Genomic DNA, 25,619 nt, shown 5'->3' with positions numbered 1-25,619 from the left:
GGCCGCCGCCGCGGGCGGGGCACCCGCGGGCGGCGGCATGCCGTTCATGCCGATGCCGATGGGTGGCATGGGAGCCGGCATGCCCGGCGGGATGATGGGCCGCGGCGGGGCGAGCCCGAATGTCGTGCAGTCGCGGCCCAGCGTGGTACCGCGCGTCGGAGTTGGATAGGGCGGGGGTGATAGGTCGGGCTGCGCGTGGGGCGCCGCAGCGGCGCCTAACTTCGATTTATTTGTTACGGAAGGAGTGGGGTAATGGCTACTCGGTTTATGACCGATCCGCACGCGATGCGGGCGATGGCAGGTCGTTTCGACGTGCATGCGCAGACGGTTACGGATGAGGCGAATCGGATGTGGGCCTCGTCGCAAAACATTTCTGGCGCCAGCTGGAGCGGGACGGCGGAGGCGACGTCCTACAACACCATGGGTCAGATGAATCAGGCGTTTCGCAACATTGTGAACATGCTGCAGGGAGTGCGTGACGGGCTGATCCGCGACGCGAACAACTACGAGCAGCAAGAGCAGGCTTCACAACAGATTCTGAGCAGTTAGTGGCTTCGGGGCGTTAGGAGATTCGTGCGATGACAATTAACTACCAATTCGGAGACGTGGACGCCCACGGCGCGCTAATTCGCGCCCAGGCCGCGTCGTTGGAGGCCGAGCACCAGGCGATCGTTCGCGATGTGCTGGCCGCCGGTGACTTCTGGGGTGGCTCGGGTTCGGTGGCCTGCCAGGAGTTCATCACCCAGTTGGGTCGCAACTTCCAGGTGATCTACGAGCAGGCCAATGCCCACGGCCAGAAGGTGCAAAGCGCCGGCAGCAACATGGCCAGCACCGACTCGGCCGTCGGGTCGAGCTGGGCCTGATCTGCCTCCCAAGGGCGCGGGTAGCACCTCGGGTGTTACCCGCGCCCGAGGTGCTCGAAGACACCGATGCCCCCCGCGGGTAACGAGAACGGGTCCGCGACGCGAATTGAATGCCACGATGGGTTAGACGGTTTGGTGAAACCCCGGACTTTTGATGGGCGAAGGACTTAGGATCAGCCCGTGGTGTCTGTTGATCGTTGGACTGTGCCGTTGATGCGGCTGGCTGGCTTGGGGGTGTGATGGTTCCCGCTTTTACGTTCTTCCCGCCGGAGATCAACTCGGCGTTGATGTTCGCCGGGGCGGGTTCGGGGCCCTTGTTCATGGCGGCGTCGGCCTGGGACTCCCTGGCGACGGACCTGGCGGGCGCGGCGGCGTCGTTCCAGTCGGTGGTCTCCGGGTTGACCGACGGGCCCTGGGCGGGTCCGGCGTCGATGTCCATGGCAGCGGCGGCGACGCCCTACGTGGGGTGGCTGAGCGCGGCGGCCGGGCAGGCGGAGTCGGCGGGCCTGNCTGCACGTCGGCATTCGCCAGGGCCTGCGCCTGGGCGGCCAGCGTCGACGCCGCGTTGGCGTGCGCGATCGCCTCGGTCAGGTCGGTCGTCCTCTTGTCCTGTGCGGCCTGCAGGTGCCGTCCGGCTTCGGCGAGCCGGGTCCGGGCCTCGGCTCCGATGCTGCCCCGACGGGTGTCGACGTATTCGGAGACGCCGCGCACCCGCGCCTGGGCGGTGAACAGCGCCTGCTCGAAGGACCGGTTGAGCCGTTCGGCGTTCGCCTGCTCCTGGGCCACGGCGTCCAGCACCCGATCGAGGTCGGCGCCGGCCTTGGTGAGCCGGGCGAACGCGCCGAGCGGATCGGCGGCGCCGCCGGTGCTGCGCGAATAGTCCAACGCCCCGGTCGCCGCGTCTCGGGCCGCGGTCAGCTCGGCCGTATGACCCGATGCCGCGCTCGGCGCGTTCTTCAGCTGGTCGTCGGCGCGCTTGACGGCCGCGTGGAGGTCGTCGACGATCGTCGGCAACGCCGCGATGGCGTGCCTGATGTCGGTGGCCGCGTTGTCGATCGCATCCAGCAGCGCTCGGGCTTGCCCGAGCGCCGATTCGGCGGCGTGGTAGGCATCCACCAATCCCGTCTGCTTCCCGATCTCGGCGTGGCCGGCCAGTTCACGGGCCGCACTGATGTTGCGGTCGGCGAATGCCAGCCTTTCCTTGGCGCCTGCGACATTGCCGGACACCGAAGTCAGTGCCGTAGCGTCGAATTCGTTGCGCAACTCGCCCAGCCGCTGTTCGGCGGGGTCGATCTGGCTGGTGAGTTCGACGTATTGCCCGGTCAGCGCGTCCAGCCGCGACGGGGCGTTGAGCACCAGACCCCGCAGCTTCTCGAATGCCTCCGTCTGTGATTCGAGTTCGCGGTCGGCGTGTGCCGCCGAGACGATCACCCGGGTCAGCAGTTCGCGGCGTTGCGCCGGTGTCTCGGGCGTGCTGTCGTCAAGCTGATGGCGGACGGTAAAGGCTTGCGACAGCGCCGCTTTGGCGTTGTTGACCGCCTCGGTAAACGGCTGGGTCCGCTGGTCGCCGAACTCGTCGATCGCCAGGGTCAGCTCGTTGGCGCTGGTGCGCACCGCGTTGTCGACGTCGACCACCATCGAGCGCGACAGGTCGTCGAGGGCCTCCAGCGGTACGGCAGCCAGCGCGGTGGCGTCGGTGGGGTCGACGTGCCGCGCGGCGGCCAACGCGGCGNGAAAGGGCAGGTGATAAGCCGGGCCGCGCGTCGGCGGCCCAGGGCCCGGGTTGTGGCCGTCTTGCGGTTGCGTCAAGCGCAGCGCGCCGCCCTCACCCGGACTCCGTCATCGGTTTCGCCCAGGATCTTGCGCAGCTTCTAAAAGAGGCGAAATCGGTGAATCCCGGATATTGTCCTCAGGATTGACTTACGATGCGAAGTGCCTGGTGGCGATGAATTCGCCGCCGGGTTCGAAGATGAACGAAACGGCTGTGGAAGGGGGCACCGTGCTTTTGCCTCTTGGTTCCCCGTTGCCGGACGATGCGGTATCGGCAAAGCGAGGCGAGTCGGGGATGCTCGGCGGCTTATCGGTTCCGCTCAAGTGGGGGGTGGCTGTTCCCCCGGACGACTACGACCATTGGGCACCGGAGCCGGAAGAAGGCGCCGATGCGACCGCGCAGGCGGCCGACGGGCTCAACCCGGAGGCTGCCGGCGAGGGCATGGACGAGTGGAATGAGTGGGCCGAATGGAGTGAGTGGCAAGCCGAGGCGGAACCTCGCTTCGACATGCCGCGCACGACCAGCGTGGTACCGACCTCGCCGGCGGCGGGCTGAGGTTTCAACGCGTAATCCAAGACCAACCTGTATGAGGAATCCAGGAAGTTAAATCCAGAAGGAGAAAGGCAACATGGCAACACGTTTTATGACCGACCCGCACGAGATGCGGGCGATGGCGGGCCGTTTCGAGGTCCACGCGCAGACCGTTGAGGACGAGGCCCGCAAGATGTGGGCGTCGTCGATGAACATCGCCGGTGCGGGCTGGAGTGGCCAGGCGCAGGCGACCTCCTACGACACCATGGGTCAGATGAATCAGGCCTTCCGCAACATCGTGAACATGCTGCACGGTGTGCGTGACGGGCTGATCCGCGACGCCAACAACTACGAGCAGCAAGAGCAGGCTTCCCAGCAGATCCTCGGCAGCTAGCTCACACGCGCTGTCGTCCCCAACTTTCCAAGACTTGAAAGGACGTAAACATGACCATCAATTACCAGTTTGGCGACGTCGACGCCCACGGCGCGACGATTCGCGCCCAGGCCGCGTCGTTGGAGGCCGAGCACCAGGCGATCGTTCGCGATGTGCTGGCCGCCGGTGACTTCTGGGGTGGCTCGGGTTCGGTGGCCTGCCAGGAGTTCATCACCCAGTTGGGTCGCAACTTCCAGGTGATCTACGAGCAGGCCAATGCCCACGGCCAGAAGGTGCAAAGCGCCGGCAGCAACATGGCCAGCACCGACTCGGCCGTCGGGTCGAGCTGGGCCTGATCTGCCTCCCAAGGGCGCGGGTAGCACCTCGGGTGTTACCCGCGCCCGAGGTGCTCGAAGACACCGATGCCCCCCGCGGGTAACGAGAACGGGTCCGCGACGCGAATTGAATGCCACGATGGGTTAGACGGTTTGGTGAAACCCCGGACTTTTGATGGGCGAAGGACTTAGGATCAGCCCGTGGTGTCTGTTGATCGTTGGACTGTGCCGTTGATGCGGCTGGCTGGCTTGGGGGTGTGATGGTTCCCGCTTTTACGTTCTTCCCGCCGGAGATCAACTCGGCGTTGATGTTCGCCGGGGCGGGTTCGGGGCCCTTGTTCATGGCGGCGTCGGCCTGGGACTCCCTGGCGACGGACCTGGCGGGCGCGGCGGCGTCGTTCCAGTCGGTGGTCTCCGGGTTGACCGACGGGCCCTGGGCGGGTCCGGNCGCCCTGCTGAAAATACTGGCGCTGCAGTTCATCATGTCGGACCCGCGGCACCTGGAAACCCAGGCCCGGCAGCGCGAACGCGTCCACCGGGTGGCGCACTGGTTGTCCGCCGGGGCGCCCGGAACGCTCGACCCCGTGTACGCCGCGGCGTTCACCAACGCGGCCGACGACCGGGCCCGGCTACGGGTCGTCGTCGACCAGATCGCCTCTTACACCGAGGGCCGGCTGGAGCGCATCGATACCAGCCCGGCGAGTGGGTAGCGTTAGGCTTCCAGCATGACCAAATTCGCCGCCGCCGCCGTCTTGCTGTCTCTTCCCGTCGCGGCCGTGACCGCCTGCAGTTCACCCCAGCACGCCACCAGCCAGACCGGCACCACGCCCCCGGTCCAGAGCGCTTCCCCGGGGACGTCGGCGACGTCGAGCCCGGCGCCCGCGGCGGGATCGCTCACCGCCAACCTGAAGACGGCCGACGGGCGGGAAGTCGCCACGGCCACCTTCGATTTCAGCAACGGCTATGCCACCGTCACGGTCAAGACCGTGGCCGCCGGGATCCTGGCACCCGGCTTTCACGCCATGCACGTGCACGCGGTCGGCAAATGTGAGCCCAACTCGGTCGCCCCGACGGGCGGCCCGCCCGGAAACTTCCTGTCCGCCGGCGGGCACTTCCAGGCCCCCGGGCACACCGGGATGCCCGAGAGCGGCGACCTGACGATGCTCGAAGTGCGCCAGGACGGTTCGGCATACCTGGTGACCACCACCGACGCGTTCACCCGGGACCAGCTGCTGGCGGGCGACAAGACCGCTTTGATGATCCACGGCGCGCAAAACGCCGACAACGCGATGGAACGCATCGCGTGTGGGGTCATCGGGACGAGCTGACGCACCCGGCGTCCTAGACTGGGCCGATGGCCGGCCGGATCTCTGATCGCGATATCGCCGCCATCCGCGAACGGGCCCGCATCGAGGACGTCGTCGGCGACTACGTGCAGTTGCGCCGCGCCGGTGCCGATTCCCTGAAGGGCCTGTGCCCGTTCCACGACGAGAAATCGCCGTCGTTCCACGTCCGCCCCAACCACGGCCACTTCCACTGCTTCGGCTGCGGCGAGGGCGGCGACGTGTACGCGTTCGTCCAGAAGATCGAGCACGTCAGCTTCGTCGAGGCGGTCGAACTGCTCGCCGACCGGGTCGGCCACACCATCAGTTACACCGGCCCGGCCACCAGCGTGCAGCGCGACCGCGGCAGCCGCAGCAGGCTCGTCGCCGCCAACGCGGCCGCGGCCGAGTTTTACGCGGCGGCGCTGGAGTCNAGTCGCCGTTGTGCAGGGCGGGTTCAATCCTGGTGCGGCGCAACTGGTCAACCTGGCCGGTCGTGACGCTCTTGATCGCGGACGGGACGAAGAACGCGTACGCCCGGCCCGTGGTCGCCACGGCCAGCAGCGCGTCGTAGTCGCCGAGCTCGCTGGCGCTCCTGGTGCGCCTTGCCCAGTCCTCCGCGCTCTGCCCGGAGAAGTTGTCGACGTAGACCACCCACAGTCGGATGTGGCGATCGGCGTACAGCTTGTCGGTGGCCGACGTGATCGCGGCGCGGCCGGAATCCGACAGGACCTTCGCGCTGTCGGTGACCTGATCCGGCAGGGGAAACGGCGGTTGCGCGCCGGCCGGCGGCGCCGGCAGCAGTGCCCCGCACAGACCCGCGAGGACCGCCAGCATCACGCCGAGCAGGCGAGCAGTGCGCATAGGTCAATGTAGCCCGCCTTCCCTGGCAGACTGTGCTTCGGTGATTAACAGGTGACCATGCGACAGCAAGACGCATACGACGACTTCGACCGCGAGCGGCGGGTGTTCGAAGCGCCGAAAACTGCGGGTCTGCCGGGCACGGAAGGCCAGCACCGGACCGACTTCGCCCGCGATCGGGCCCGGGTCCTGCACAGCGCCGCGCTGCGCCGCCTGGCCGACAAGACGCAGGTGGTCGGGCCGCGGGAAGGCGACACCCCGCGCACCCGGTTGACGCACTCCCTGGAGGTCGCCCAGATAGGGCGGGGTATGGCGGTCGGGCTCGGTTGCGACCTCGACCTGGTGGAGCTCGCCGGCCTGGCGCACGACATCGGGCATCCGCCCTACGGCCACAACGGCGAGCGCGCGCTCGACGAGTTCGCGGCCGCCCACGGCGGCTTCGAGGGCAACGCGCAGAATTTTCGGATCCTCACCAGCCTCGAGCCCAAAGTGCTTGACCAGCAAGGAAATAGCGCGGGGCTGAACCTCACTCGAGCGGCCCTGGACGCGGTCACCAAATACCCGTGGACCCGCGACGAGGGGCGCGGCAAGGGCAGACGCAAGTTCGGCTTCTACGACGAGGACCGCGCGCCGGCGGCCTGGGTTCGTGCCGGCGCACCGGCGCATCGGACGTGCCTGGAAGCCCAGGTCATGGACTGGGCCGACGACGTCGCGTATTCGGTGCACGACGTCGAGGACGGCGTGGTTTCCCAACGCATCGACCTGCGCGTGCTGGCCGACGACGACGAGGCGGCCGCGCTGGCCAGCCTGGGGGAGAGCGAATTCTCCCGGGTCAGCGCCGACGACTTCATGGCGGCGGCGCGACGGCTGTCGGGTCTGCCCGTGGTCGCCGCAGTCGGCAAGTACGACGCCACGCTCGCGGCGTCCGTCGCGCTCAAGCGACTGACCAGTGAATTGGTGGGCAGATTCGCCTCGGCCGCCATCGCAACCACGCGCGCGGCGGCCGGGCCCGGGCCGCTGGTGCGCTACCGGGCCGACCTGCAGGTGCCCGACCTGGTGCGCGCCGAGGTCGCCCTGCTGAAAATACTGGCGCTGCAGTTCATCATGTCGGACCCGCGGCACCTGGAAACCCAGGCCCGGCAGCGCGAACGCGTCCACCGGGTGGCGCACTGGTTGTCCGCCGGGGCGCCCGGAACGCTCGACCCCGTGTACGCCGCGGCGTTCACCAACGCGGCCGACGACCGGGCCCGGCTACGGGTCGTCGTCGACCAGATCGCCTCTTACACCGAGGGCCGGCTGGAGCGCATCGATACCAGCCCGGCGAGTGGGTAGCGTTAGGCTTCCAGCATGACCAAATTCGCCGCCGCCGCCGTCTTGCTGTCTCTTCCCGTCGCGGCCGTGACCGCCTGCAGTTCACCCCAGCACGCCACCAGCCAGACCGGCACCACGCCCCCGGTCCAGAGCGCTTCCCCGGGGACGTCGGCGACGTCGAGCCCGGCGCCCGCGGCGGGATCGCTCACCGCCAACCTGAAGACGGCCGACGGGCGGGAAGTCGCCACGGCCACCTTCGATTTCAGCAACGGCTATGCCACCGTCACGGTCAAGACCGTGGCCGCCGGGATCCTGGCACCCGGCTTTCACGCCATGCACGTGCACGCGGTCGGCAAATGTGAGCCCAACTCGGTCGCCCCGACGGGCGGCCCGCCCGGAAACTTCCTGTCCGCCGGCGGGCACTTCCAGGCCCCCGGGCACACCGGGATGCCCGAGAGCGGCGACCTGACGATGCTCGAAGTGCGCCAGGACGGTTCGGCATACCTGGTGACCACCACCGACGCGTTCACCCGGGACCAGCTGCTGGCGGGCGACAAGACCGCTTTGATGATCCACGGCGCGCAAAACGCCGACAACGCGATGGAACGCATCGCGTGTGGGGTCATCGGGACGAGCTGACGCACCCGGCGTCCTAGACTGGGCCGATGGCCGGCCGGATCTCTGATCGCGATATCGCCGCCATCCGCGAACGGGCCCGCATCGAGGACGTCGTCGGCGACTACGTGCAGTTGCGCCGCGCCGGTGCCGATTCCCTGAAGGGCCTGTGCCCGTTCCACGACGAGAAATCGCCGTCGTTCCACGTCCGCCCCAACCACGGCCACTTCCACTGCTTCGGCTGCGGCGAGGGCGGCGACGTGTACGCGTTCGTCCAGAAGATCGAGCACGTCAGCTTCGTCGAGGCGGTCGAACTGCTCGCCGACCGGGTCGGCCACACCATCAGTTACACCGGCCCGGCCACCAGCGTGCAGCGCGACCGCGGCAGCCGCAGCAGGCTCGTCGCCGCCAACGCGGCCGCGGCCGAGTTTTACGCGGCGGCGCTGGAGTCCGACGAGGCGGCGCCGGCCCGCCGGTATTTGGAGGAGCGGAACTTCGACGCCGCGGCGGCCCGCCAGTTCGGCTGCGGATTCGCCCCCTCCGGCTGGGACTCGCTGACCAAACATTTGCAGCGCAAGGGTTTCGAGTTCAAGGAGCTGGAGGCGGCCGGCCTGTCCCGGGAGGGGCGCCGCGGCCCGATGGACCGCTTCCACCGTCGGCTGTTGTGGCCGATCCGCACGTCGGCCGGCGAGGTGATCGGGTTCGGGGCCCGCCGCCTGTTCGACGACGACCCGATGGAAGCCAAGTACATCAACACGCCCGAGACCATGCTGTACAAGAAGTCGGGTGTGATGTTCGGCATCGACCTGGCCAAGCGCGACATCGCCAAGGGCCACCAGGCCGTCGTCGTCGAGGGCTACACCGATGTGATGGCGATGCACCTGGCCGGGGTCACCACCGCCGTCGCCTCCTGCGGCACCGCGTTCGGCGACGAGCACCTGGCCATGCTGCGCAGGCTGATGATGGACGACAGCTTCTTCCGCGGCGAGCTGATCTACGTCTTCGACGGCGACGCGGCCGGTCGGGCCGCCGCCATCAAGGCGTTCGGCGGCGAGCAGAACCTGGCCGGACAGTCCTTCGTCGCCGTCGCACCGGACGGCATGGACCCCTGCGACCTGCGGCTGAAGTCCGGCGACGCCGCGCTGCGCGACCTGGTCGCGCGGCGAACGCCGTTGTTCGAGTTCGCCATTCGCACCACGCTTGCCGAAATGGACCTGGACAGCGCCGAGGGCAGGGTGACTGCGCTGCGCCGGTGCGTGCCCATGGTGAGCCAGATCAAGGACCCCACCCTGCGCGACGAGTACGCCCGCCAGCTCGCCGGCTGGGTCGGCTGGGACGACGTCGCGCAGGTCATCGAGCGGGTGCGCGGCGAGGCCAAGAAGCCCCGGGTTTCCGCCAACCTCCGCGGGAGCGGTCGGGCTTCTGCCGAAGCGGCCCCAGAGCCGCGAGCCGCCCGTCCCGACCCGCGCGATCCCATCCTGTGGCCGCAGCGCGAGGCGCTCAAGTCCGCGTTGCAATACCCGGCGCTGGCCGGCCCGGTGTTCGACACCCTCCCCGTCGAGAGCTTCACTCATCCCGGCTACGCGGCCGTCCGCGCGGCCATCGAGGCCGCCGGCGGCACCTCGACCGGCCTCACCGGGGCGGAGTGGATCGACGGGGTGCGCCAGCGGACCACATCGGCCCTGACCGCGGGCCTGATCAGCGAGCTCGGGGTGGAGTCCATCGCGGTGGACGACGAGAAGCTACCGCGCTACATCGCCGGGGTGCTGGCCCGCCTGCAGGAGGTTTGGATGGGCCGGCAGATCGCCGAGGTCAAGTCCAAGCTGCAGCGCATGTCGCCCATCGAGCAGGGCGACGAGTACCACGCGCTGTTCGGCGACCTGGTCGCCATGGAGGCCTACCGGCGCAGCCTGTTGGAGCAGGCTAGCGGGGACGATCTGACGGTGTGAGGGCCGGCTCGGCCGGCCGCTCGACCACAGCCGTCTGGTCATCGATCTCGGCCAGCGTCACGAATCCGGTATCGGGCGAGATCCGGTTGGCGACCTTGCGGCGCCCCCCTTCGATCATCGACTTGGCCATGGGACTGCTGGTCAGCGCGCGATAGGTGCCGACGATCTGCTCGTATCGGCGACGCCCCGCCTTCGAGCCCAGCACGTAACCCAGTCCCAGCACCACGACATACCGGATCAAAGCGTTCCTCCCGACGATCGATGACTCCATCCTGCCTCACTCGGCCGGATGCGTGCGCGGTCGATCTCCGTATCCTGCTAGTTGGGCACGGTCAAACCAGTACGCTAGAGTCGTCCCGCGGTCGTGTTGATCCCCTGTAGCTCAATTGGCAGAGCGTTCGGCTGTTAACCGATAGGTTCCTGGTTCGAGTCCAGGCGGGGGAGCCAACTGGGCCATGCGTGTGCGTTCAAGGCGGAAAATCGCCCGGATCCAGCCATCAGCCCATCCTCGAATACGGCATTCACCCTCCCCGCGAACGCACGGCGGCCGCTGGCGCCCGGGTCACCGTGAATTTACTGTGAGCACAACTCAATAGGAGGGTTCATGGAATTCCTCGTCACCATGACCACGCAAGTGCCGGAGGGAACGCCGCCCGAGGTCGTCGACGACGTCCGCACCCGCGAAGCCGCCCGTTCCCGCGAGCTGGCCGCGCAGGGCAGCCTGTCGCGCCTGTGGCGACCGCCGCTGCAGCCCGGCGAATGGCGCACTCTTGGCCTGTTCGCGGCCGACCACGAGGCCCAACTCGAGGAGGTGCTCGCCTCGATGCCGCTGCGCATCTGGCGCACCGACCGGGCGACGGTGCTGACCGCTCACCCGAACGATCCGGCCGGGCGCGCGGAGCAAGGCCCGGGCGGGGCCGCGGAGTTCCTGACGACGATCACCATCGGCATCCCGCGCGGCGTCGCACCGGAGGTTGTCAGCGACGCCGTGTCCCGGGAGGCCGAGCGGGCCCGCGAGCTGGCCGATCGTGGGCACCTGGAACGGCTGTGGATGCTGTTGCCCACGCCGGGGGAGCCCCGCGCGCTGGGGCTGTGGCGCGCCCCGGACGCCGAGGGAATGGAAGCGATCCTGGAATCGCTACCGCTGCGCCCGTGGATGGGCGTGGAAACCACGCCGCTGACCGCGCATCCCAACGACCCGGCCACCGCCTAGCCAGCACGCCACCATGGGCCAGTGGCGATCGCGAGCGCGGCGATGCCAGGCGAGGCGGGTCGCCACCATGGGCTCAGTCGTAGACGGGCCGCCACATGGTGTCGAGGACGGCCCGCCGGACGTCAGGGTGGGTCCTGGTGGCCACCCCGTCGTCGACGGCGGCGTGATAGACCGCCTCGGCGACGGCGGCAGAAATGTCGCGCAGGTTCCGCACATCCGGCAACAGCGAGTCTCCGGTATTGATCGGATTAGCTTGGCGCACAATGGCTCTCGCCGCCGCCTGCAGCATGCCCGGGGTGACCAGCCTGGCCCGGGCGACGATGATGCCCAGCCCGATCCCGGGGAACACCAGCACGTTGTTCGCCTGGCCGACGGTGTAGGTGGTGTGGTCGTATTCGACCGGGGCGACCGGAGTGCCTGTGGCGATCAGCGCCTTGCCCTCCGACCACCGCAGCACGTCGGCCGGCATCGCCTCCATGCGCGAGGTGGGGTTGGACAGCGGGAAAATCATCGGCCGTTCGCAGGATGCGGTCATCGCCTCGATGACCTCCTGGTCGAACGCGCCGAACACGGTCGACGAGCCCAACAAAATGGTGGGTGACGCCAGCTTGATCGCGTCCAGCAGGCCGACCCGATCACCGCCACCCACACCCAGCCGTTGGCGGTTCTTGGCGTAGGGCACCTGGAAGTCGCGCAGGTCGTCCATGTCGTCGAAGAGCAGGCCCTGCTTGTCGATCGGCCAGATCTGCGACGCGGCCTGCTCGGCGGTGGCGCCGTCGGCGATCATCGCGTCACGGATCTGGTCGGCCACGCCGATCCCGGCGGTCCCGGCGCCGAAGACGATCACCCTCTGGTCGCGCAGCGGAACCCCGGTGACATGGCATCCGCCGTACACCGCCGCCACGACCACCGCGCCGGTGCCCTGCACGTCGTCGTTGAACACGCAGTAGCGGTCGCCGTAGGTGTGCAGGATCCTGCGCGCGTTGAGCGGCCCGAAGTCCTCGAAATGCAGGATCGCGTGCGGAAACATTTGGTGCGCGGTCTCGATGTAGCGCCTGATGAATTCGTCGTACTCCTCGCCGCGGCGCCGGGCGTGACGATTGCCGAGATAGAACGGGTCGGCCAGCAGCTGTTCGTTGTCGGTGCCGACATCGAGCGACACCGCGAGGCAACGGCGGGGATCGATGCCGCCCCCGGCGGTGTAGAGCGCCAATTTGCCCACGGCGATTTGGATTCCGCCCACGCCCCAGTCACCGATGCCCAAAATCGCTTCGGCGTCGGTGCATACGATCAGGTCGACATCGTCGGGTGCCAAACCGAAAGTTTCGAAGGCCTCGGCGATCTCGTCCGGCTCGTCGATGCTCAGGAAAAGCCCACGCTGCCCGCGGTATTCGTCAGAGAAACGTTGAATGGCCTCACCGACCGTGGGCGTGTAGACCACCGGCATCAGCTCGGTCAGGTGGTCCTCGAGCACCTTGAAGTACAGCAGCTCGTGCCGGTAGTGCAGCTGCTCGAGGAGCAGGTTGCGGCCCAGATCCGTTGCCAGGCTTTGCAATTGATGCCACACCCGGTCGGCTTGTTCGTCGAGCGTGAGCACCGCCGACGGAAGCCTGCCGGTGAGCCCCAACCGTCGCCGTTGCTCGTGCGTGAAGCCCACCCCGCGATTCAGGCTCGGCGCGGCCAGCGCCGCCGGGATCCGCGGCGTGCAGGGATCGCTCATTACGCCACCGTAGCGCCGATCGCGGTTAACGCATCTTGAAGAACATCCGAAGGCCGGCCACGCGAAGTCAGATGGAGAAGTCCTCGCCGTGCCACACCCCGGCCTCGGGGGGCCGGATCACCAGGCCATTCTGCTGCCCGTCGTTCTGCGCCTCCAGCTTGGCCACCCTGGTGAGCAGGGACTGCAGGCTGACGCCGACGAGGTCGGGCATCATCGAGTCGTCGGGGGTGCCCCGTCCGGCGCGGCTGATGACCTGCCCGGGGACGCCGACCACCACCGAGCCCGACGGCACCGGCTTGACCACCACGGCGTTGGCCCCGATCCGACTGTCGTCGCCGATTTTGATCGCGCCGAGGACCTTGGCTCCGGCGCCGATGGTCACCCGGTCGCCGACGGTCGGATGCCGTTTTCCGGTGTCCGCGCCGCTGCCGCCGAGGGTGACGCCGTGATACATGTGGACGTCCTCGCCCACCTCGGCGGTTTCCCCGATCACGACGCCGGTCGCGTGGTCGATGAACAGGCCCGGCCCGAGGACGGCGCCGGGGTGGATGTCGACACCGGTGACGATGCGGGTGAATTCCGCCAATGTCCGCGCGGACACCCTGGCGCCGCGCCGCCACAGCCAGTGACTGATCCGGTGGCTCCAGATCGCGTGCACGCCCGGGTACGCGAGGACCACCTCCAGCGTGGTGGGCCTGGCGGGGTCCCGTTCCCTGGCCGCCCGGATGTCCCGACGTATGGCCGCGAGCATGGTCAGTCGGCCAGGTCGGCGAACAGGGGCGTGCTCAGGTAGCGCTCACCGAAGCTGGGCAGCACGACCACCACGAGCTTGCCGGCGTTCTCGGGCCGGCGGGCGACCTGCAGGGCCGCCACCACGGCCGCCCCGGATGAGATGCCGGACAGCAATCCCTCCTCGCGGGCCAGCCGCCGCGCCATGGCGAGCGACTCCTCGTTGCCGACGGCGACAACCTCGTCGACAAGGTCCATGTCCAGCACCGGCGGGACGAATCCGGCCCCGATGCCCTGGATGGGGTGGGGTCCCTTCTGGCCACCGGACAGCACCGGGGAAGCGGCCGGTTCCACCGCGACGAACTGCGCCGACGGCTTGCGCTCCTTGATCACCTGCGCGACGCCGGTGATGGTGCCGCCGGTGCCGACGCCGGCCACGAAGATGTCGACCTTGCCGTCGGTGTCGCGCCACACCTCCTCGGCGGTCGTCGCGCGGTGGATCGCCGGGTTGGCCGGGTTCTCGAACTGCTGGGGCACGAAATACCGCTGGTCGGTCTTGGCCAGTTCCTCGGCCTTGGCGATGGCGCCCGGCATGCCCTCCGCGCCCGGGGTCAGCACGAGTTCGGCGCCATAGGCGCGCAGCAGCATGCGCCGTTCGGTGCTCATGGTGTCGGGCATGGTCAGCACGCACCGGTAGCCGCGCGCCGCGCACACCATCGCCAGCGCGATGCCGGTGTTGCCGCTCGTCGGCTCGAGGATGATGGTGTCGGGTTTGATCAGGCCGGCCTCTTCGGCGGCGTCCAGCATGGCGACCCCGATGCGGTCCTTGACGCTGTTTGCCGGGTTGAAGGACTCCAGCTTGGCGACGACGTCGGCGACGGCGCCTTCGGTGACCCGCCGCAGCCGGACCAGCGGCGTGTTGCCGATCAGCTGGGTGACGTCCTCGGCGATGCTCATCAAACTTCCTTAGGCGGTGTCGGTTCGGGTTGGTACGGGGCTCGTCGGCTACCCGGAGATACGAATTCGATGGCCATTTTCTTCCTGGGCAAACGCGCGAGGCCGATCGTCAGCGTCAGAAGCCGTCAGGAATCAACAACAACAACGACAACAAGAATCCACGGCGGGGCGGCGCGTGAGGGCGAGGCGCGGCTGTGTGGCCTGTTGCATAGCCCCACTATAGGACATCCGCACGTCGCGCCCGGTCTGGCTCGTTGCCACCCAACGGCGCTCGCGCTTTAGGGTTTGACGTAGTCCTTCGCCGGGTCGGCGCTCGGGGCCCCGTCGGTGGCCGCGGTTTCGCAGACGCAGACTTGGGCGTCACCGTGCACCCACCGCCACAGCTGGCTGCCCTGCTTGCGCATCACGTGTTGGACGTAAACCTTGTCGCGCTGCTGCCGCGAGAACGCCATGTCGAGGTTGACCGGCAGCCCCGCCCAGTCGACCTGGCCGGCGGCCGAGCCCCGGCCTTCGGGCTGCCGCCGACACCGCAGCGGGCAGACGCGTTTCATGACCCGATCGGGCCTATCGCACTCCCGAGCCACGTCCACGGTCCCTCCTCGACGCAACCAGATGAGGCAATCGTGCGACGACGATGTTTCGGCGGCGGGTGTGCGATGTTTCCGTCGTATTAAAGGCCCGCGGTGGGCCGTTAGTAGACGTCGCGGTGGTAGCGCTTGTCGGCGCCCAGGGAGCGGAGGTAGGCCCTCGCCGCGTCCGGCTCGAGGTTGCCGTGCTCGGCGGCGATGTCGCAGAGCGCGCGGTCGACGTCCTTGGCCATCGGGTCCGCATTACCGCACACGTACAGCTGTGCGCCGTCCTGCAACCAGCGCCACAGCTGGGCCCCGCGCTTGCGCATCAGGTGCTGCACGTAGACCTTTTCGCGCTGGTCCCTGGAGAACGCCAGGTCCAGTTCGGTCAGCAACCCGTCGGCATGCATCTGCTCGATCTCGTCGCGGTAGTAGTAGTCGGTGGCGGCGTGCTGTTCGCCGAAGAACAGCCAGTTGGGGCCGGTGTGCCCGAGGGCGCGCCGCTCCTGCAGGAAGCCGCGGAAGGGCGCGATCCCGGTGCCCGGACCGATCATGATCATCGGGGTATCCGGGTCGGCGGGGGGCCGGAAGTTGCTCGACTGCTGCAGAAAGACGGCGACGCGATCTCCGGGTGAGCGGGCAGCAAGGTAGGTCGAACACACCCCGCGGCGCGGGACGCCCTGGAAGTTGTAGCGCACCGGCGAGACCGTCAGGTGGACCTCCGCGGGGCACTCCTTGGGGCTCGACGAGATCGAATACAGCCGCGGCTGAAGGCGTTTGAGGACCCTCAGCCACTCGTGGGCCGATGCGTACACCGGCAGCTGCGCGAGCAGGTCGATGGACTGGCGCCCCCATGCCCAATTGCTCAGCTCCACCCTGTTTTCGGGCTTGAGCAGCTCGGCGAGTTTCGCATCGCCGGTGCGCTCCTGCACGAACCGCACCAGGTCCCGGCTGATGTGGGCGATCTCGATGCGTTCGGTCAGCGCGGAGCGCAACGACATCAAACCGTGCTCGCCGACCTCGACCGGGGTCTGCGCGTCCAGCCCGGTGACCGACAGCCATTCGTCGACCAGCCGGTCGCTGTTGCGCGGCCACACCCCGAGCGCGTCACCGGCCTCGTAGCTGATCGTGCCCTCGGGCACACGAAACACCAACTGCCGCACATCTTTTGCCGATTGCGGCTGGCCGAGCTTGATATTGTGGGCCATGTCGGTGATCAGGGGATGCTTCTTGGTGTACCCGACCGCTTGGGAGCCGTTGGCCGGCCGGGTCCGCGCGGACGCGGCCGTCGTCGCACCGCCGTCCCGCCCCGCCGGCGCCGGTGTGCGGGCCAGCGCGTGGATGACGCCGCTCAGCCAGGCGGCCGCGGCGTCCTCGTAGTCGGGTTCGCAGTCGACCCGGTCCACGATGCGGGTTGCGCCCAGCTCGGCCAGCCGCTCGTCGAGCTTGCGGCCATGGCCGCAGTAGTCGTCGTAGTTCGAATCGCCCAGCGCGAGAACGGCGTACCGGGTGGCGGTGAAGCGTGGTGCGCTGTCGGACGTCAGCGCCCGCCACAGGGCGGCGCCGTTGTCCGGCGGGTCGCCGTCGCCGGTGGTGCTGGTGATCAGCAGCAGCTCCCGCGTGCTCGGGAGCTGCGCCGCGGGAAAGTCGTCCATGCCGTGCAAGGCGACCGGCACGCCGGCCTCGCCCAATTGCGCGGCGACGTCGGCGGCGAGCTCCTCCGCGTTCCCGGTCTGCGAGGCCCACAGCACCACGACCGGCGCCCGCTGTGGCACCGAATCCAGCCGGGGTGCCGCATCTTTCGGCGCGCCGCCGGGGAGCTCCCGCATCGAGCCGGGCCCATCGCTGCGGGCGAACATCCCGGCGAGAACACCGTCCACCCACAACCGGGTACGGGTGTCGAACGGTGCGCTGACGGGCAGGGTGGGCACGCCGCCGGCGCGACGGCCGGCTTCGGACCGCAACCCGGCCAGCATGCCGGCCAGGTAGGAGCGGCCCCGCTCGTCGAACTTCGGGGCGGGTTCGTCTGCTACGCCGAACAATGCGGCGAGGGCGTCGACCGGTGACACGCTGGTTTCCCGTCCGGCGTCTCGTGCGTCGGCGGCAACCGCGGGTTCGGGCTCGGGCGCCAACTCGGGTGCGGTGGCGGCGACCTTCGTCAGCGCGACCGCGCAGGCCTTGAACTCGGGTTGGTGCGACACGGGGTCGACCGCGTCGTTGGTGACGGCGTTGATCGACAGGTACTCGCCGAAGGCATCGTTCCAATGGAAGGGGGCGAAGCAGTTGCCGGGGCGCACCCGGTCGGTCACCACGGCGGGCAGCACGGCGCGGCCCCGGCGCGACGAGACTTCGACCCGGTCTGATTCCGAGATCTGCAGTCGCGCGGCGTCGTCGGGATGGATCTCGACGAAGGGTCCGGGGTTGAGCTTGTTGAGTTTGGCCACCTTGCCGGTCTTGGTCAGCGTGTGCCACTGGTGCGGCAGGCGTCCGGTGTTCAGCAGGAAGGGGTAGTCGCCGTCGGGCATTTCCTCGGGCGGCAGGTGCGGGCGGGCGAAGAACATCGCGCGGCCACTCGGCGTCGGGAAGGCCAACCGGGGCGCGCTGCCGTCCTCGCGGACCACGCGGGTCTGGCTGATTCCGTCGTTGAGGTAGCGGATCGGGTTGCGGTCGTCGGTGCCCTCCGGTGGGCACGGCCACTGCAGCGGTGTCCGCCGCAACCGGTCGTAGCTGGCGCCGCGCAGGTCGTAGCCCGTCGCCGGGTTCCAGAACCGCTTGATCTCCTCGAACACCTCCTCGGCCGAGGCATAGGTGAACGAGTCCGCGAAGCCCATCTCGCACGCGATCCGGGCGATGATCTGCCAGTCCGGCAGGGCCTGACCCGCCGCCTGCACGGCCGGCTGAAACAGGGTCAGGTTGCGCTCGGAATTGATCATCACGCCCTCGGACTCCGTCCACAGCGTGGCGGGCAGCACGATGTCGGCGTACTCGTTGGTCTCGGTCTCCAGGAACGCGTCTTGGGTGATCACCAGGTCGGCGCGCTCCAGGGCGGCCAGCACCGTCCTGCGATTGGCAACGCTGGCAACGGGATTGGTGCAGATGATCCAGCAAGCCTTGATTTGGCCTTCGGCCATGCGGGAGAACATGTCGATCGTGCCGGTGCCCACCTCGGTGCGCAGCGAGCCGGGCGGAATGCTCCAGACGTCCTCGACGAACTGGCGATCGGCGGCCGACAGCACCGAGCGCTGACCCGGCAGACCCGGCCCCATGTAACCCATTTCGCGGCCGCCCATGGCGTTGGGCTGCCCCGTGAGCGAGAAGGGGCCGCTGCCGGGTGTGCAGATCGTGCCGGTGGCCAGGTGCAGATTGCAGATCGCGTTGGTGTTCCAGGTGCCGTGGGTGCTCTGGTTGAGGCCCATCGTCCAGCAGCTCAGGAAGTTTTCGGCGTCGCCGATCCAGCGCGCGGCGGTGCGGATGTCTTCGGTTGCCGCGCTGGTGATTTCGCTGACCGCGTCGGGGGTGTACTGCGCGAGGAAGCTCGGCATCTCCTCCCAGCCCTCGGTGAACTGGGCGATGAAATCCGGGTCCGTCTGGCCGTTCTCGACGATCAGGTGTAGCAGCCCGTTGAGCAGCGCGAGGTCCGAGCCGGGGGCGATCTGAAGGAACAGGTCCGCCTTCTCCGCGGTCGCGGTGCGACGCGGGTCCACCACGATCAGCTTCGCGCCGGCCTTGACGCGGTCCATCATGCGCAGGAACAGGATCGGGTGGCAGTCGGCCATATTGGAGCCGATCACCAAGAAGACGTCCGCGTGGTCGAAGTCTTGGTAGGAGCCGGGCGGCCCGTCCGCCCCGAGGGACAGCTTGTAGCCGGAGCCCGCGCTGGCCATGCACAGCCGCGAATTCGACTCGATCTGGTTGGTGCGGATGAATCCCTTGGTCAGCTTGTTCGCCAGGTACTGAGCCTCGACGGACATCTGGCCCGACACGTACATCGCGAAGGCGTCCGGGCCGTGCTGGTCGATGATCGCCCGCAGCCGCTTCGCGCTCCGAGTGATCGCATCATCCATGTCGAGCGGTTCGAGCGATTCGCCGCGGTCGGCTCGCGCGTGTGCGGCATCCAGCCGTCCCGGCGCGGCCAGCAGGTCCGACGTGGTCGCCCCCTTGGTGCACAACCGGCCGAAGTTGGCCGGGTGGCCGGTGTTCCCAACGGATTTCGCAACGTGACGACGGCCGCTCTGCGGGTCCGTTGTGACTTGTAACACTATGCCGCAGCCGACACCGCAGTAGGCGCACATGCTATTCACGGCGTCGGTACGGGCGCCGCGAGGCTCGGTAGCCACGCCTAGTTCCCTCCTCAAGCGCGCAACGGCCTATTGCGCTAAATGGTGCGACAAGGATGTTTCGGCGTCGGGCGCCCGATGTTTCCGCCGCTTTACGGCTTCCTCTCACCAGATACGGAGCGGTGTGTGAGGTGTCCGTAAAACCCGCTGCCGACCGGGTAATCGCAGGTCAACACCGATCCGCGACGCCGCCCAGATTACCCATTGGGCTGCCCGAATTGCGCCTCGGAATAGGGGTTCCGACGAAACAGATGGGACATTCACAGTTTTCGTTAAGCTCACAATGTGCGTCGCCGGTTTGTGATTCTGCTGCTTTTGTTGGCCACGGCTTGCGGCGGAAAGCCCTCGGCGCCACCGGCCCCGCGCGCCGACACGTGCAAGGACTCCGACGGGCCGTCGGCCGACACGGTCCGCCGGGCCATCGCGTCGGTCCCGATCGAGGTTCCGGGCTCGAACTGGGTCGAAATCGCAAGGGGGCACACCAACAAGTGCCGCTTGTACTGGGTTCAGATCATTCCGACCATCGCCGGCGAGTCAACGCCGCAGCAGCTGTTGTTCTTCGACCACAACACCCCGCTGGGCCCGCCCACCCCGAACCCCAAGCCCTACATCACCGTGCTGCCGCCGTCCGATGACACCGTCACGGTCCAATACCGGTGGCAGGTCGGCAAGGATCAGCCCTGCTGTCCCACGGGAGTAGGCACGGTGAAGTTCAAGATCGGATCGGACGGCAAGCTGCAGGCGCTCGGCGCCATCCCGCACCAGTAGCCTTGCCGTGCAACCGCTTACGCGCGCTACCGCCGGCTCAGTCCGGCAGGTTCTCCGGGTGCAGCATCTCGGCGTAGCGCAGCGGCTCCGGGATGCCGAACCCGTCGACCAGCGTCTCGGCGTACGGGCGCAGCTTGCGGCAGCGATCGTTGATGCCGCGGGTGACCGCCTTGGCCCGCCCCGTCGACAGGTAGCCGTGTTCGATGTACCAGGCCTTGTCTTCCTCGATCACCGACAGCGCATACAGGTCGCAGACCATGTCGAGCAGCTCGCGCGCCTGCTCGTTCTCGCACGAGTCGATCCCGGCGACGAACGCCTCCAACACGATTCGGTCGATGTGGGCGTTCGCGGCGTGCAGCACGTGATCTTGCACGGCATTGAACGCGTCGAACTCCGACATCTCCTTGGACTTGCCCTGTAGCCGGCGCGCGACCGACGACAGCAGATAGTCCTCGCGCTCCTCGAACATGTTCACCTGGGTACCGCGGTTGAAGAGGCTGCCCTCCTCCTCGCTGTCCTGGCGGGCGTCGACCAGCGTCTGCACGATGGCTTCCGCGGCAGTGCGTTTGCGCACCCGCTCGCCGACGGTGTTGGCGGCGAAGCGCACCCATTCGACCGGGCTCATGCTGCGGATGTCATCGGCGTAGGCCGTCAGCAGCTCCTTGGCCACCAACTGGGTCAGCACGTGGTTGTCGCCCTCGAACGTCGTGAAGACGTCGGTGTCGCCGCGCAACCCGATCAGCCGGTTCTCGGCCATGTAGCCCGCGCCGCCGCAGGCTTCGCGGGCCTCCTGGATGGCGCGCGACGCGTGCCAGGTGTTGGCCGCCTTCAGCCCGGCGGCGCGCGCTTCGAGCTCGCGCTGCTCGTCGGCGTCCGGCGCGTCCGCGGTCTGGACGTCGTGGCATCGGCCGACGAGCTCGTTCTGGGCGAACTGCAGCGCGTAGGAGCGGGCGATCAACGGGAACAGCCGGCGCTGATGCACCAGGTAGTCCATGATCAGCACCTCATTCTCGTCGCCGGGCGCGCAGAATTGCCTGCGCTGCAACGCATACCGGGTGGCGATATCCAGCGCGACGCGACCGGCGGCGCCCGCGCTGCCGCCCACCGTGATGCGGCCGCGCACCAGCGTGCCCAGCATGGTGAAGAAGCGGCGGTTCGGGTTGTCGATCGGCGAGCTGTAGGTGCCGTCGGCGGCGACGTCGCCGTATTTGTTCAGCAGGTTCACCCGCGGGACGCGAACGTGATCGAACACGATCCTGCCGTTGTCGACGCCGGGCAGGCCGCCCTTGTATTCACAGTCGGACGTCGTCACCCCGGGCATGTCGTTGCCGTCGGCGTCGCGGATGGGGACCAGCAGGCAGTGCACGCCGTGGTTGACCGGCTGGCCGTCCTCGGTGGTGATCAGCTGCGCGAAAACCGCTGCCATGGTGGCGGTTTGGGCGGCGCCGCCGATGTAGTCCTTGCGGGCGGTCGGGGTGGGGGAGTCGATGACGAACTCGTCGGTCTCCGGGTCGTAGGTCGCGGTGGTCTCCAGCGACTGGACGTCGCTGCCGTGCCCGGTCTCGGTCATCGCGAAGCAGCCGCGCAACTCGAGGCTGATGATCTTCTTCACGTAGGCCTCGTGGTGGCGCTCGGTGCCCAGGTTCTCGACGGCACCGCCGAACAGCCCCCACTGCACCCCGGCCTTCACCATCAGCGACAGGTCCGACATCGCCAGCATCTCGATCATCGTGATCGCCGCGCCCACGTCGCCGGTCCCGCCATGCTCCTTGCGGAAGTTGTCGGCCGCGGCGCCGAACGCGGCCATGATCCTCATCTGCTCGGCCACCTTGGTGCGGGCGATCACCGTGTTCGGGGTGTAGTGCGGCCGGAACAGGTCCTCGGTCATCGTGGCCCGCATCCGGTTCTTCACGTCGCGCCACCGCCCGTCGAGGGCGTTGCGCAGGTGCTCGGCAGTGCTTGTCGTTTCTGGCGCCATAGAAGGACGGTAACCCGCTGATCGGGCCCCGCAAACAGGCTCGGCGCCGCCACGTCGGTGCCATGATCGAGCGATGCCGCGATATCTGGCCGCCCTGGCGGTTGTGCTGCTGATCGGCACCGTCGTGGCCAGGGTCGTGCTGCTGCGCCGGGCCGGCATCCGCGCCATGCATTTCGGGAAGCTGGACAAGACGGACTATCTGATCCCGCCGGTGGCGCTGTTCTACTTCTATACCGTGTTCGCGGCCGCCTTCCGTTGGCCCCTGGCCAGCCACCGGCTGTTTTTCCACTCCACGATCCTGGCGTGGCTGGGCGTGGCGCTCTGCCTGGCCGGGGTCGGGATCCTGGTGCTGAGCCTGGTGTCGTTCGGCACCAGCTTCCGCGTCGGCATCGACGTCGACGAGCCCGGTCGGTTGGTGACGACGGGGATATTCGCGGTGAGCCGCAACCCGATCTATGTCGGCTTCTTCGTGTTCCTTCTCGGCCAGCTGCTGGTGTTTCCGAATTGGGTTCCGCTGATCTACCTGCTCGCCGCCACCGCGCTGTTCCACCGGCAAGTGTTGCGCGAGGAAGAATTCATGCGGCAGCGCTACGGGCACGTCTACGCCGACTACTGCCGACACGTCAGGCGCTATGTGTAGCGCCGCGCCCGGTCGCCGGCTCGCGGTGGGCGGTCTGTGCCTGGCCGTGTCGCTGGGTGGGTGCGCCCCGGCGCCGGCGAGCCCGCCGACGCTGACCTACCTCGGCCAGTCGCAGGTCGCCTTCGGCACCGCTTTCGGCGGCACGGTCATCGGGGGCCTGTCGGGGATCAGCTACGACGCGGGCCGCCAGCAGTACTACGTGATCAGCGACGACCGTTCCGAGGAGAACCCGGCCCGTTTCTACACCGTGCGGCTGTCCCTGTCCGACAAAGGAATTGACGACCTCACCTTCACCGCCACCCACCCGCTGCTGGACGAGGCCGGTCGGCCGTTCGCGCCGCTGGCCGTGAACGCCACGCCGCCGGTGGTTCCTCCGGACCCGGAGGGCATCGCCTTCGACCCCGGGCGGCAGCGGCTGTATTGGTGCTCGGAGGGCGAGCGGCTCACCGACGGGCCGGTGTTGCTGGACCCCTGGGTGAGGACGGCCGGGCTGGACGGCGCCTACCTGGGTCAGTTCAGCCTGCCGCCCAACCTGGCCATGTCGGCGCAGCGCACCGGGCCGCGCCGCAACAAGGCGCTGGAGGGGGTGGCGCTGACGCCCGACGGCCAGTGGCTGTTCGCCGCAATGGAAGACTCCGGCTACAACGACGGCCCGAAAAGCGACGACGGCCGCGGCGTGCTGACCCGGATCACCAAGTTCGATGTCACCACCGGGGCGCCGACGGCGCAGTACGCCTATCCGATGGAACCGCCCGCGCCGCCCGCCGACCTCAACGGCGTCTCGGACCTCGTCGCGCTGTCCGACACCACGTTCCTGGTGCTGGAACGGTCGTCTGCGGTGCCCCCGACCATCCGGATGTACCGCGCCGAGATCGGTGCCGCGACGGACGTGCTGTCACTGCCGTCGATGCAGGGCGCGGCGCTGACCCCGATGACCAAGACGCTGGCGGTCGATCTCTCCGCGACGCCGGGGCTGGCGCCCCTGGACAACGTCGAGGGCATCACGCTGGGACCCAAGCTGCCCGACGGTCGCCAATCGGTGGTGCTGGTCAGCGACAACAACTTTTCACCCAGCCAGGTCACCCAGTTCCTGCTGTTCGCGATGTAACGGACGGGCCGCCCGCTTGGGCGCCCGCAGCCGATACAGCGCGGCACCGGCCGCGCCCGCGCCGAAGGCCATCAGCATGACCAGGTCGAACACCCACCAGCCCGAATAGTGGGTCCACGTCTGGGCGTTGGCGGCCAGCGCGTCGACCCTGCGCAGGTCGACCGTGGATGCCGACGCCGCGAAGCCCCACTGGGCCGGGACGAACCAGGAAACCTGCTGAAAGCCCCACTTGCCCACCAGCTGCACCAGGCTCCCGTTGAACAGCAGCGAGGCCAGGATCACCGGCACCAGCAGCGGCAGAACCTCCCGCATCCGGTTGCCCATCGCCGACAGCGCCAGCCCCACGGCCGCCGAGACCACCGCGGTGACGGCCACGCTCACATAGAGCTCGACCGTGGCGTCACCCAACAGGACGGCGCCGTGCACCGGGCCGCCCTTCACGACGACCACGATCGCGAACAAGACGGCCGTCAGGATGAGCGCGGCCAGGCCGAAGACGACCAGCTTGGCGGCGACGTAGGCCGGCGTCGACAGCCCGACGGCCTGCTCACGGCGGAAGGCGCGGCGCTCCTCGACCAGGGCGCGGATGGTCAGCGCGCTGCCCACGATCACCGCGGCGATGTTGAGCGCGGCCAGGATCTCGATGGCTTCATGCGGGTTGGGGCTGGCCGGGGCGGGCCGTTCCAACCCGGAGTCGCCGGGGATCAGCAGCGTCAGCGCCGCCAATACGAAGGGCAACACCGCCAAGAACAAGAAGTAGACGTGGTCGGCGAAGATCAGGCGGAGCTGGCGGCGGGCCAGCAGCCGGATCTGCCGCGTCGCGGGCAGCTCGGCGGGGAGCGGCCAGGGCGCGGCGACCTCAGGCGGNCCTGATCGCACATGCTGAGGCCGCCCAGCGACGACGTCGCCGAGATCGCTACCACCACGACACAGCCGATGTCGGCCTGGCGGCGCAGCATCGCCATCACGTGGGCTTGTTGCGCCGCATCCAGCCCGGCGCCGGGTCCGTCGACCACCAGCAGAGTCGGTCGGGTCACCAATTCGACCGCCAGGGCGACGCAGCGGCGCGCCTCGGGTGGGAGCCCGCTGATCCGGGTCGCCCGGTGGGGTGTCAGCTCGAGTTCCTCCAGCACCTGGTCCACCACCCGCTCGCGGTGTTCGGCTGTGGTGTCCGGCGGCAGGCGCAGTTCGGCGGCGTATCGCATGGCCTGTTCGACGCTGAGCCGCGGGTGCAGGCACTCCTCGCGCTGCACGATGCCGATCCGGGTGCGCATGGACTCGGGCTCGGCGTGCACGTCGTGGCCGTCCACGGTGATTCGGCCGGAGCCGAGTTCCCGAGTGCCGCCGAGCAGTTCGAGCAGCGCCGAGTTGCGCGCCGCCGACGGCCCCGTGACGGCGGTCAACGTGCCCAGCGCCGCCGTGAACGAAATGTCGCTGAGCACCCGGCGCCCGTCGACCGCGAGTCCCAGCTCGAGCGCGACGACCCCGCTGGTGCGCGCCCCGGCTTGCAGTGGCAACCGAAATGTCGCATTGGGCTCCCGGGTGCGAAAGGAGGTGCCCGGGGCCCGCAGCTTTCGCGTGCTCATCTGCTCGATCAGCCCCGCGCCCTTGTCGTCCCCGTCGTGCGCGACGGGCGGCGGCGTGGGCGCGGGTGGCGGCGCCGGCGGTT

The 25,619-nt window shown here is 68.6% G+C and carries 20 protein-coding genes, 1 tRNA gene and 7 pseudogenes; 18 read left to right on the top strand and 10 right to left on the bottom strand.

Annotated elements, in window-relative coordinates:
• Positions 1–252 precede the first annotated feature (252 nt).
• The 3 genes and pseudogenes from BN4348_RS45140 to BN4348_RS61580 form a co-directional block, all read left to right on the top strand.
• Positions 253–549: a WXG100 family type VII secretion target gene (locus BN4348_RS45140; RefSeq protein ID WP_066914023.1), complete on the top strand. Its 297-nt coding sequence runs from the start codon at positions 253–255 to the stop codon at positions 547–549.
• A gap of 29 nt (positions 550–578) precedes the next feature.
• Complete coding sequence (locus BN4348_RS45135; RefSeq protein WP_066914022.1) at positions 579–863, top strand: WXG100 family type VII secretion target; 285 nt, start codon at positions 579–581, stop codon at positions 861–863.
• Between the two features lie 239 nt (positions 864–1,102).
• Positions 1,103–1,381 (top strand): annotated as a pseudogene (locus tag BN4348_RS61580) (PPE family protein); the annotation flags it as partial.
• Here BN4348_RS61580 and BN4348_RS61575 read toward each other — a convergent pair.
• Positions 1,374–2,588: pseudogene (locus BN4348_RS61575) on the bottom strand (TPM domain-containing protein); the annotation flags it as partial. The pseudogenes BN4348_RS61580 and BN4348_RS61575 sit on opposite strands and share 8 nt — an antisense overlap.
• A gap of 340 nt (positions 2,589–2,928) precedes the next feature.
• Here BN4348_RS61575 and BN4348_RS62525 point away from each other — a divergent pair.
• From BN4348_RS62525 to BN4348_RS45100, 7 genes and pseudogenes are all read left to right on the top strand, one after another.
• Positions 2,929–3,189, top strand: a complete 261-nt coding sequence (locus BN4348_RS62525; RefSeq protein ID WP_066914030.1) for a hypothetical protein — start codon at positions 2,929–2,931, stop codon at positions 3,187–3,189.
• Between the two features lie 73 nt (positions 3,190–3,262).
• On the top strand, positions 3,263–3,559 hold the full coding sequence (locus tag BN4348_RS45120) for a WXG100 family type VII secretion target (RefSeq protein WP_066914021.1): 297 nt from the start codon (positions 3,263–3,265) through the stop codon (positions 3,557–3,559).
• Positions 3,560–3,609: 50 nt separating this feature from the next.
• Positions 3,610–3,894, top strand: a complete 285-nt coding sequence (locus BN4348_RS45115) for a WXG100 family type VII secretion target (RefSeq protein ID WP_066914016.1) — start codon at positions 3,610–3,612, stop codon at positions 3,892–3,894.
• A gap of 239 nt (positions 3,895–4,133) precedes the next feature.
• Positions 4,134–4,295: pseudogene (locus tag BN4348_RS63125) on the top strand (PPE domain-containing protein); the annotation flags it as partial.
• Positions 4,296–4,322: 27 nt separating this feature from the next.
• A pseudogene (locus BN4348_RS63120) lies at positions 4,323–4,583 on the top strand (deoxyguanosinetriphosphate triphosphohydrolase); the annotation flags it as partial.
• Positions 4,584–4,598: 15 nt separating this feature from the next.
• Positions 4,599–5,201 (top strand): superoxide dismutase[Cu-Zn], encoded by a 603-nt coding sequence (gene sodC / locus BN4348_RS45105; RefSeq protein ID WP_084454246.1) that lies wholly within the window; start codon positions 4,599–4,601, stop codon positions 5,199–5,201.
• A gap of 26 nt (positions 5,202–5,227) precedes the next feature.
• Positions 5,228–5,650 (top strand): annotated as a pseudogene (locus BN4348_RS45100) (CHC2 zinc finger domain-containing protein); the annotation flags it as partial.
• Here the strand turns inward: BN4348_RS45100 and BN4348_RS45095 are convergent.
• Positions 5,619–6,059 (bottom strand): annotated as a pseudogene (locus BN4348_RS45095) (TPM domain-containing protein); the annotation flags it as partial. The pseudogenes BN4348_RS45100 and BN4348_RS45095 sit on opposite strands and share 32 nt — an antisense overlap.
• 57 nt (positions 6,060–6,116) lie before the next feature.
• Between BN4348_RS45095 and BN4348_RS45090 the strand changes: the two are divergent.
• From BN4348_RS45090 to dnaG, 3 genes are read left to right on the top strand one after another with little or no spacing between them, the layout of a single operon-like run.
• Positions 6,117–7,388, top strand: coding sequence for a deoxyguanosinetriphosphate triphosphohydrolase (locus BN4348_RS45090; protein ID WP_276003374.1), 1,272 nt, complete (start codon positions 6,117–6,119; stop codon positions 7,386–7,388).
• A gap of 15 nt (positions 7,389–7,403) precedes the next feature.
• Positions 7,404–8,006, top strand: coding sequence for a superoxide dismutase[Cu-Zn] (gene sodC / locus BN4348_RS45085; RefSeq protein WP_084454246.1), 603 nt, complete (start codon positions 7,404–7,406; stop codon positions 8,004–8,006).
• Between the two features lie 26 nt (positions 8,007–8,032).
• Entirely contained in the window at positions 8,033–9,931 is a 1,899-nt protein-coding gene (gene dnaG / locus BN4348_RS45080; RefSeq protein ID WP_066914011.1) for a DNA primase, read from the top strand.
• Here dnaG and BN4348_RS45075 read toward each other — a convergent pair.
• Positions 9,906–10,172: a hypothetical protein gene (locus tag BN4348_RS45075; RefSeq protein WP_066914024.1), complete on the bottom strand. Its 267-nt coding sequence runs from the start codon at positions 10,170–10,172 to the stop codon at positions 9,906–9,908. The genes dnaG and BN4348_RS45075 overlap by 26 nt on opposite strands.
• A 130-nt stretch (positions 10,173–10,302) precedes the next feature.
• Between BN4348_RS45075 and BN4348_RS45070 the strand changes: the two genes are divergently transcribed.
• Positions 10,303–10,378: transfer RNA gene (locus BN4348_RS45070), tRNA-Asn, on the top strand.
• A gap of 157 nt (positions 10,379–10,535) precedes the next feature.
• Positions 10,536–11,144 (top strand): muconolactone Delta-isomerase family protein, encoded by a 609-nt coding sequence (locus BN4348_RS45065; protein ID WP_066914009.1) that lies wholly within the window; start codon positions 10,536–10,538, stop codon positions 11,142–11,144.
• A gap of 73 nt (positions 11,145–11,217) precedes the next feature.
• On the opposite strand, the gene BN4348_RS45060 is transcribed toward BN4348_RS45065, so the two are convergent.
• The 5 genes from BN4348_RS45060 to BN4348_RS45040 all read right to left on the bottom strand — a co-directional run bounded on the left by BN4348_RS45060 (position 11,218) and on the right by BN4348_RS45040 (position 19,411).
• Positions 11,218–12,864: an NAD-dependent malic enzyme gene (locus BN4348_RS45060; RefSeq protein WP_066914007.1), complete on the bottom strand. Its 1,647-nt coding sequence runs from the start codon at positions 12,862–12,864 to the stop codon at positions 11,218–11,220.
• A 67-nt stretch (positions 12,865–12,931) separates the two neighbouring features.
• On the bottom strand, positions 12,932–13,615 hold the full coding sequence (cysE, locus tag BN4348_RS45055; RefSeq protein WP_066914006.1) for a serine O-acetyltransferase: 684 nt from the start codon (positions 13,613–13,615) through the stop codon (positions 12,932–12,934).
• Between the two features lie 2 nt (positions 13,616–13,617).
• The gene (cysK, locus tag BN4348_RS45050; RefSeq protein ID WP_066914005.1) at positions 13,618–14,550 is read right to left on the bottom strand and encodes a cysteine synthase A; all 933 of its coding nucleotides are present in this window, start codon (positions 14,548–14,550) and stop codon (positions 13,618–13,620) included.
• 278 nt (positions 14,551–14,828) lie between these two features.
• Entirely contained in the window at positions 14,829–15,101 is a 273-nt protein-coding gene (locus BN4348_RS45045) for a hypothetical protein (protein WP_066914004.1), read from the bottom strand.
• A gap of 140 nt (positions 15,102–15,241) precedes the next feature.
• A complete protein-coding gene (locus BN4348_RS45040) occupies positions 15,242–19,411 on the bottom strand; it encodes a bifunctional nitrate reductase/sulfite reductase flavoprotein subunit alpha (protein ID WP_066914003.1) in 4,170 nt (1,389 codons plus the stop codon).
• 354 nt (positions 19,412–19,765) lie between these two features.
• On the opposite strand from BN4348_RS45040, the gene BN4348_RS45035 reads away from it, so the two are divergent.
• Positions 19,766–20,224, top strand: a complete 459-nt coding sequence (locus BN4348_RS45035; RefSeq protein ID WP_235852894.1) for an LppP/LprE family lipoprotein — start codon at positions 19,766–19,768, stop codon at positions 20,222–20,224.
• A 37-nt stretch (positions 20,225–20,261) separates the two neighbouring features.
• Here BN4348_RS45035 and BN4348_RS45030 read toward each other — a convergent pair whose 3' ends face one another.
• Positions 20,262–22,202 carry an acyl-CoA dehydrogenase family protein gene (locus BN4348_RS45030; RefSeq protein WP_066914001.1) on the bottom strand — a complete coding sequence of 647 codons (1,941 nt, stop codon included), beginning with the start codon at positions 22,200–22,202 and terminating at the stop codon, positions 20,262–20,264.
• Between the two features lie 73 nt (positions 22,203–22,275).
• Between BN4348_RS45030 and BN4348_RS45025 the strand changes: the two genes are divergently transcribed.
• On the top strand, positions 22,276–22,842 hold the full coding sequence (locus tag BN4348_RS45025) for a methyltransferase family protein (RefSeq protein WP_066913999.1): 567 nt from the start codon (positions 22,276–22,278) through the stop codon (positions 22,840–22,842).
• Positions 22,835–23,950, top strand: a complete 1,116-nt coding sequence (locus BN4348_RS45020) for an esterase-like activity of phytase family protein (protein ID WP_066913997.1) — start codon at positions 22,835–22,837, stop codon at positions 23,948–23,950. Before BN4348_RS45025 ends, BN4348_RS45020 begins: the two co-directional genes overlap by 8 nt.
• Here the strand turns inward: BN4348_RS45020 and BN4348_RS45015 are convergent.
• A pseudogene (locus BN4348_RS45015) lies at positions 23,909–25,619 on the bottom strand (ATP-binding cassette domain-containing protein); the annotation flags it as partial. The gene BN4348_RS45020 and the pseudogene BN4348_RS45015 sit on opposite strands and share 42 nt — an antisense overlap.

Origin of the sequence: Mycobacterium interjectum (assembly GCF_900078675.2) — a bacterium.
Lineage (GTDB): Bacteria > Actinomycetota > Actinomycetes > Mycobacteriales > Mycobacteriaceae > Mycobacterium > Mycobacterium interjectum.
The sequence above is the reverse complement of the archived record's forward strand: the minus strand, read 5'-3'. Positions and strand labels throughout refer to the sequence as shown.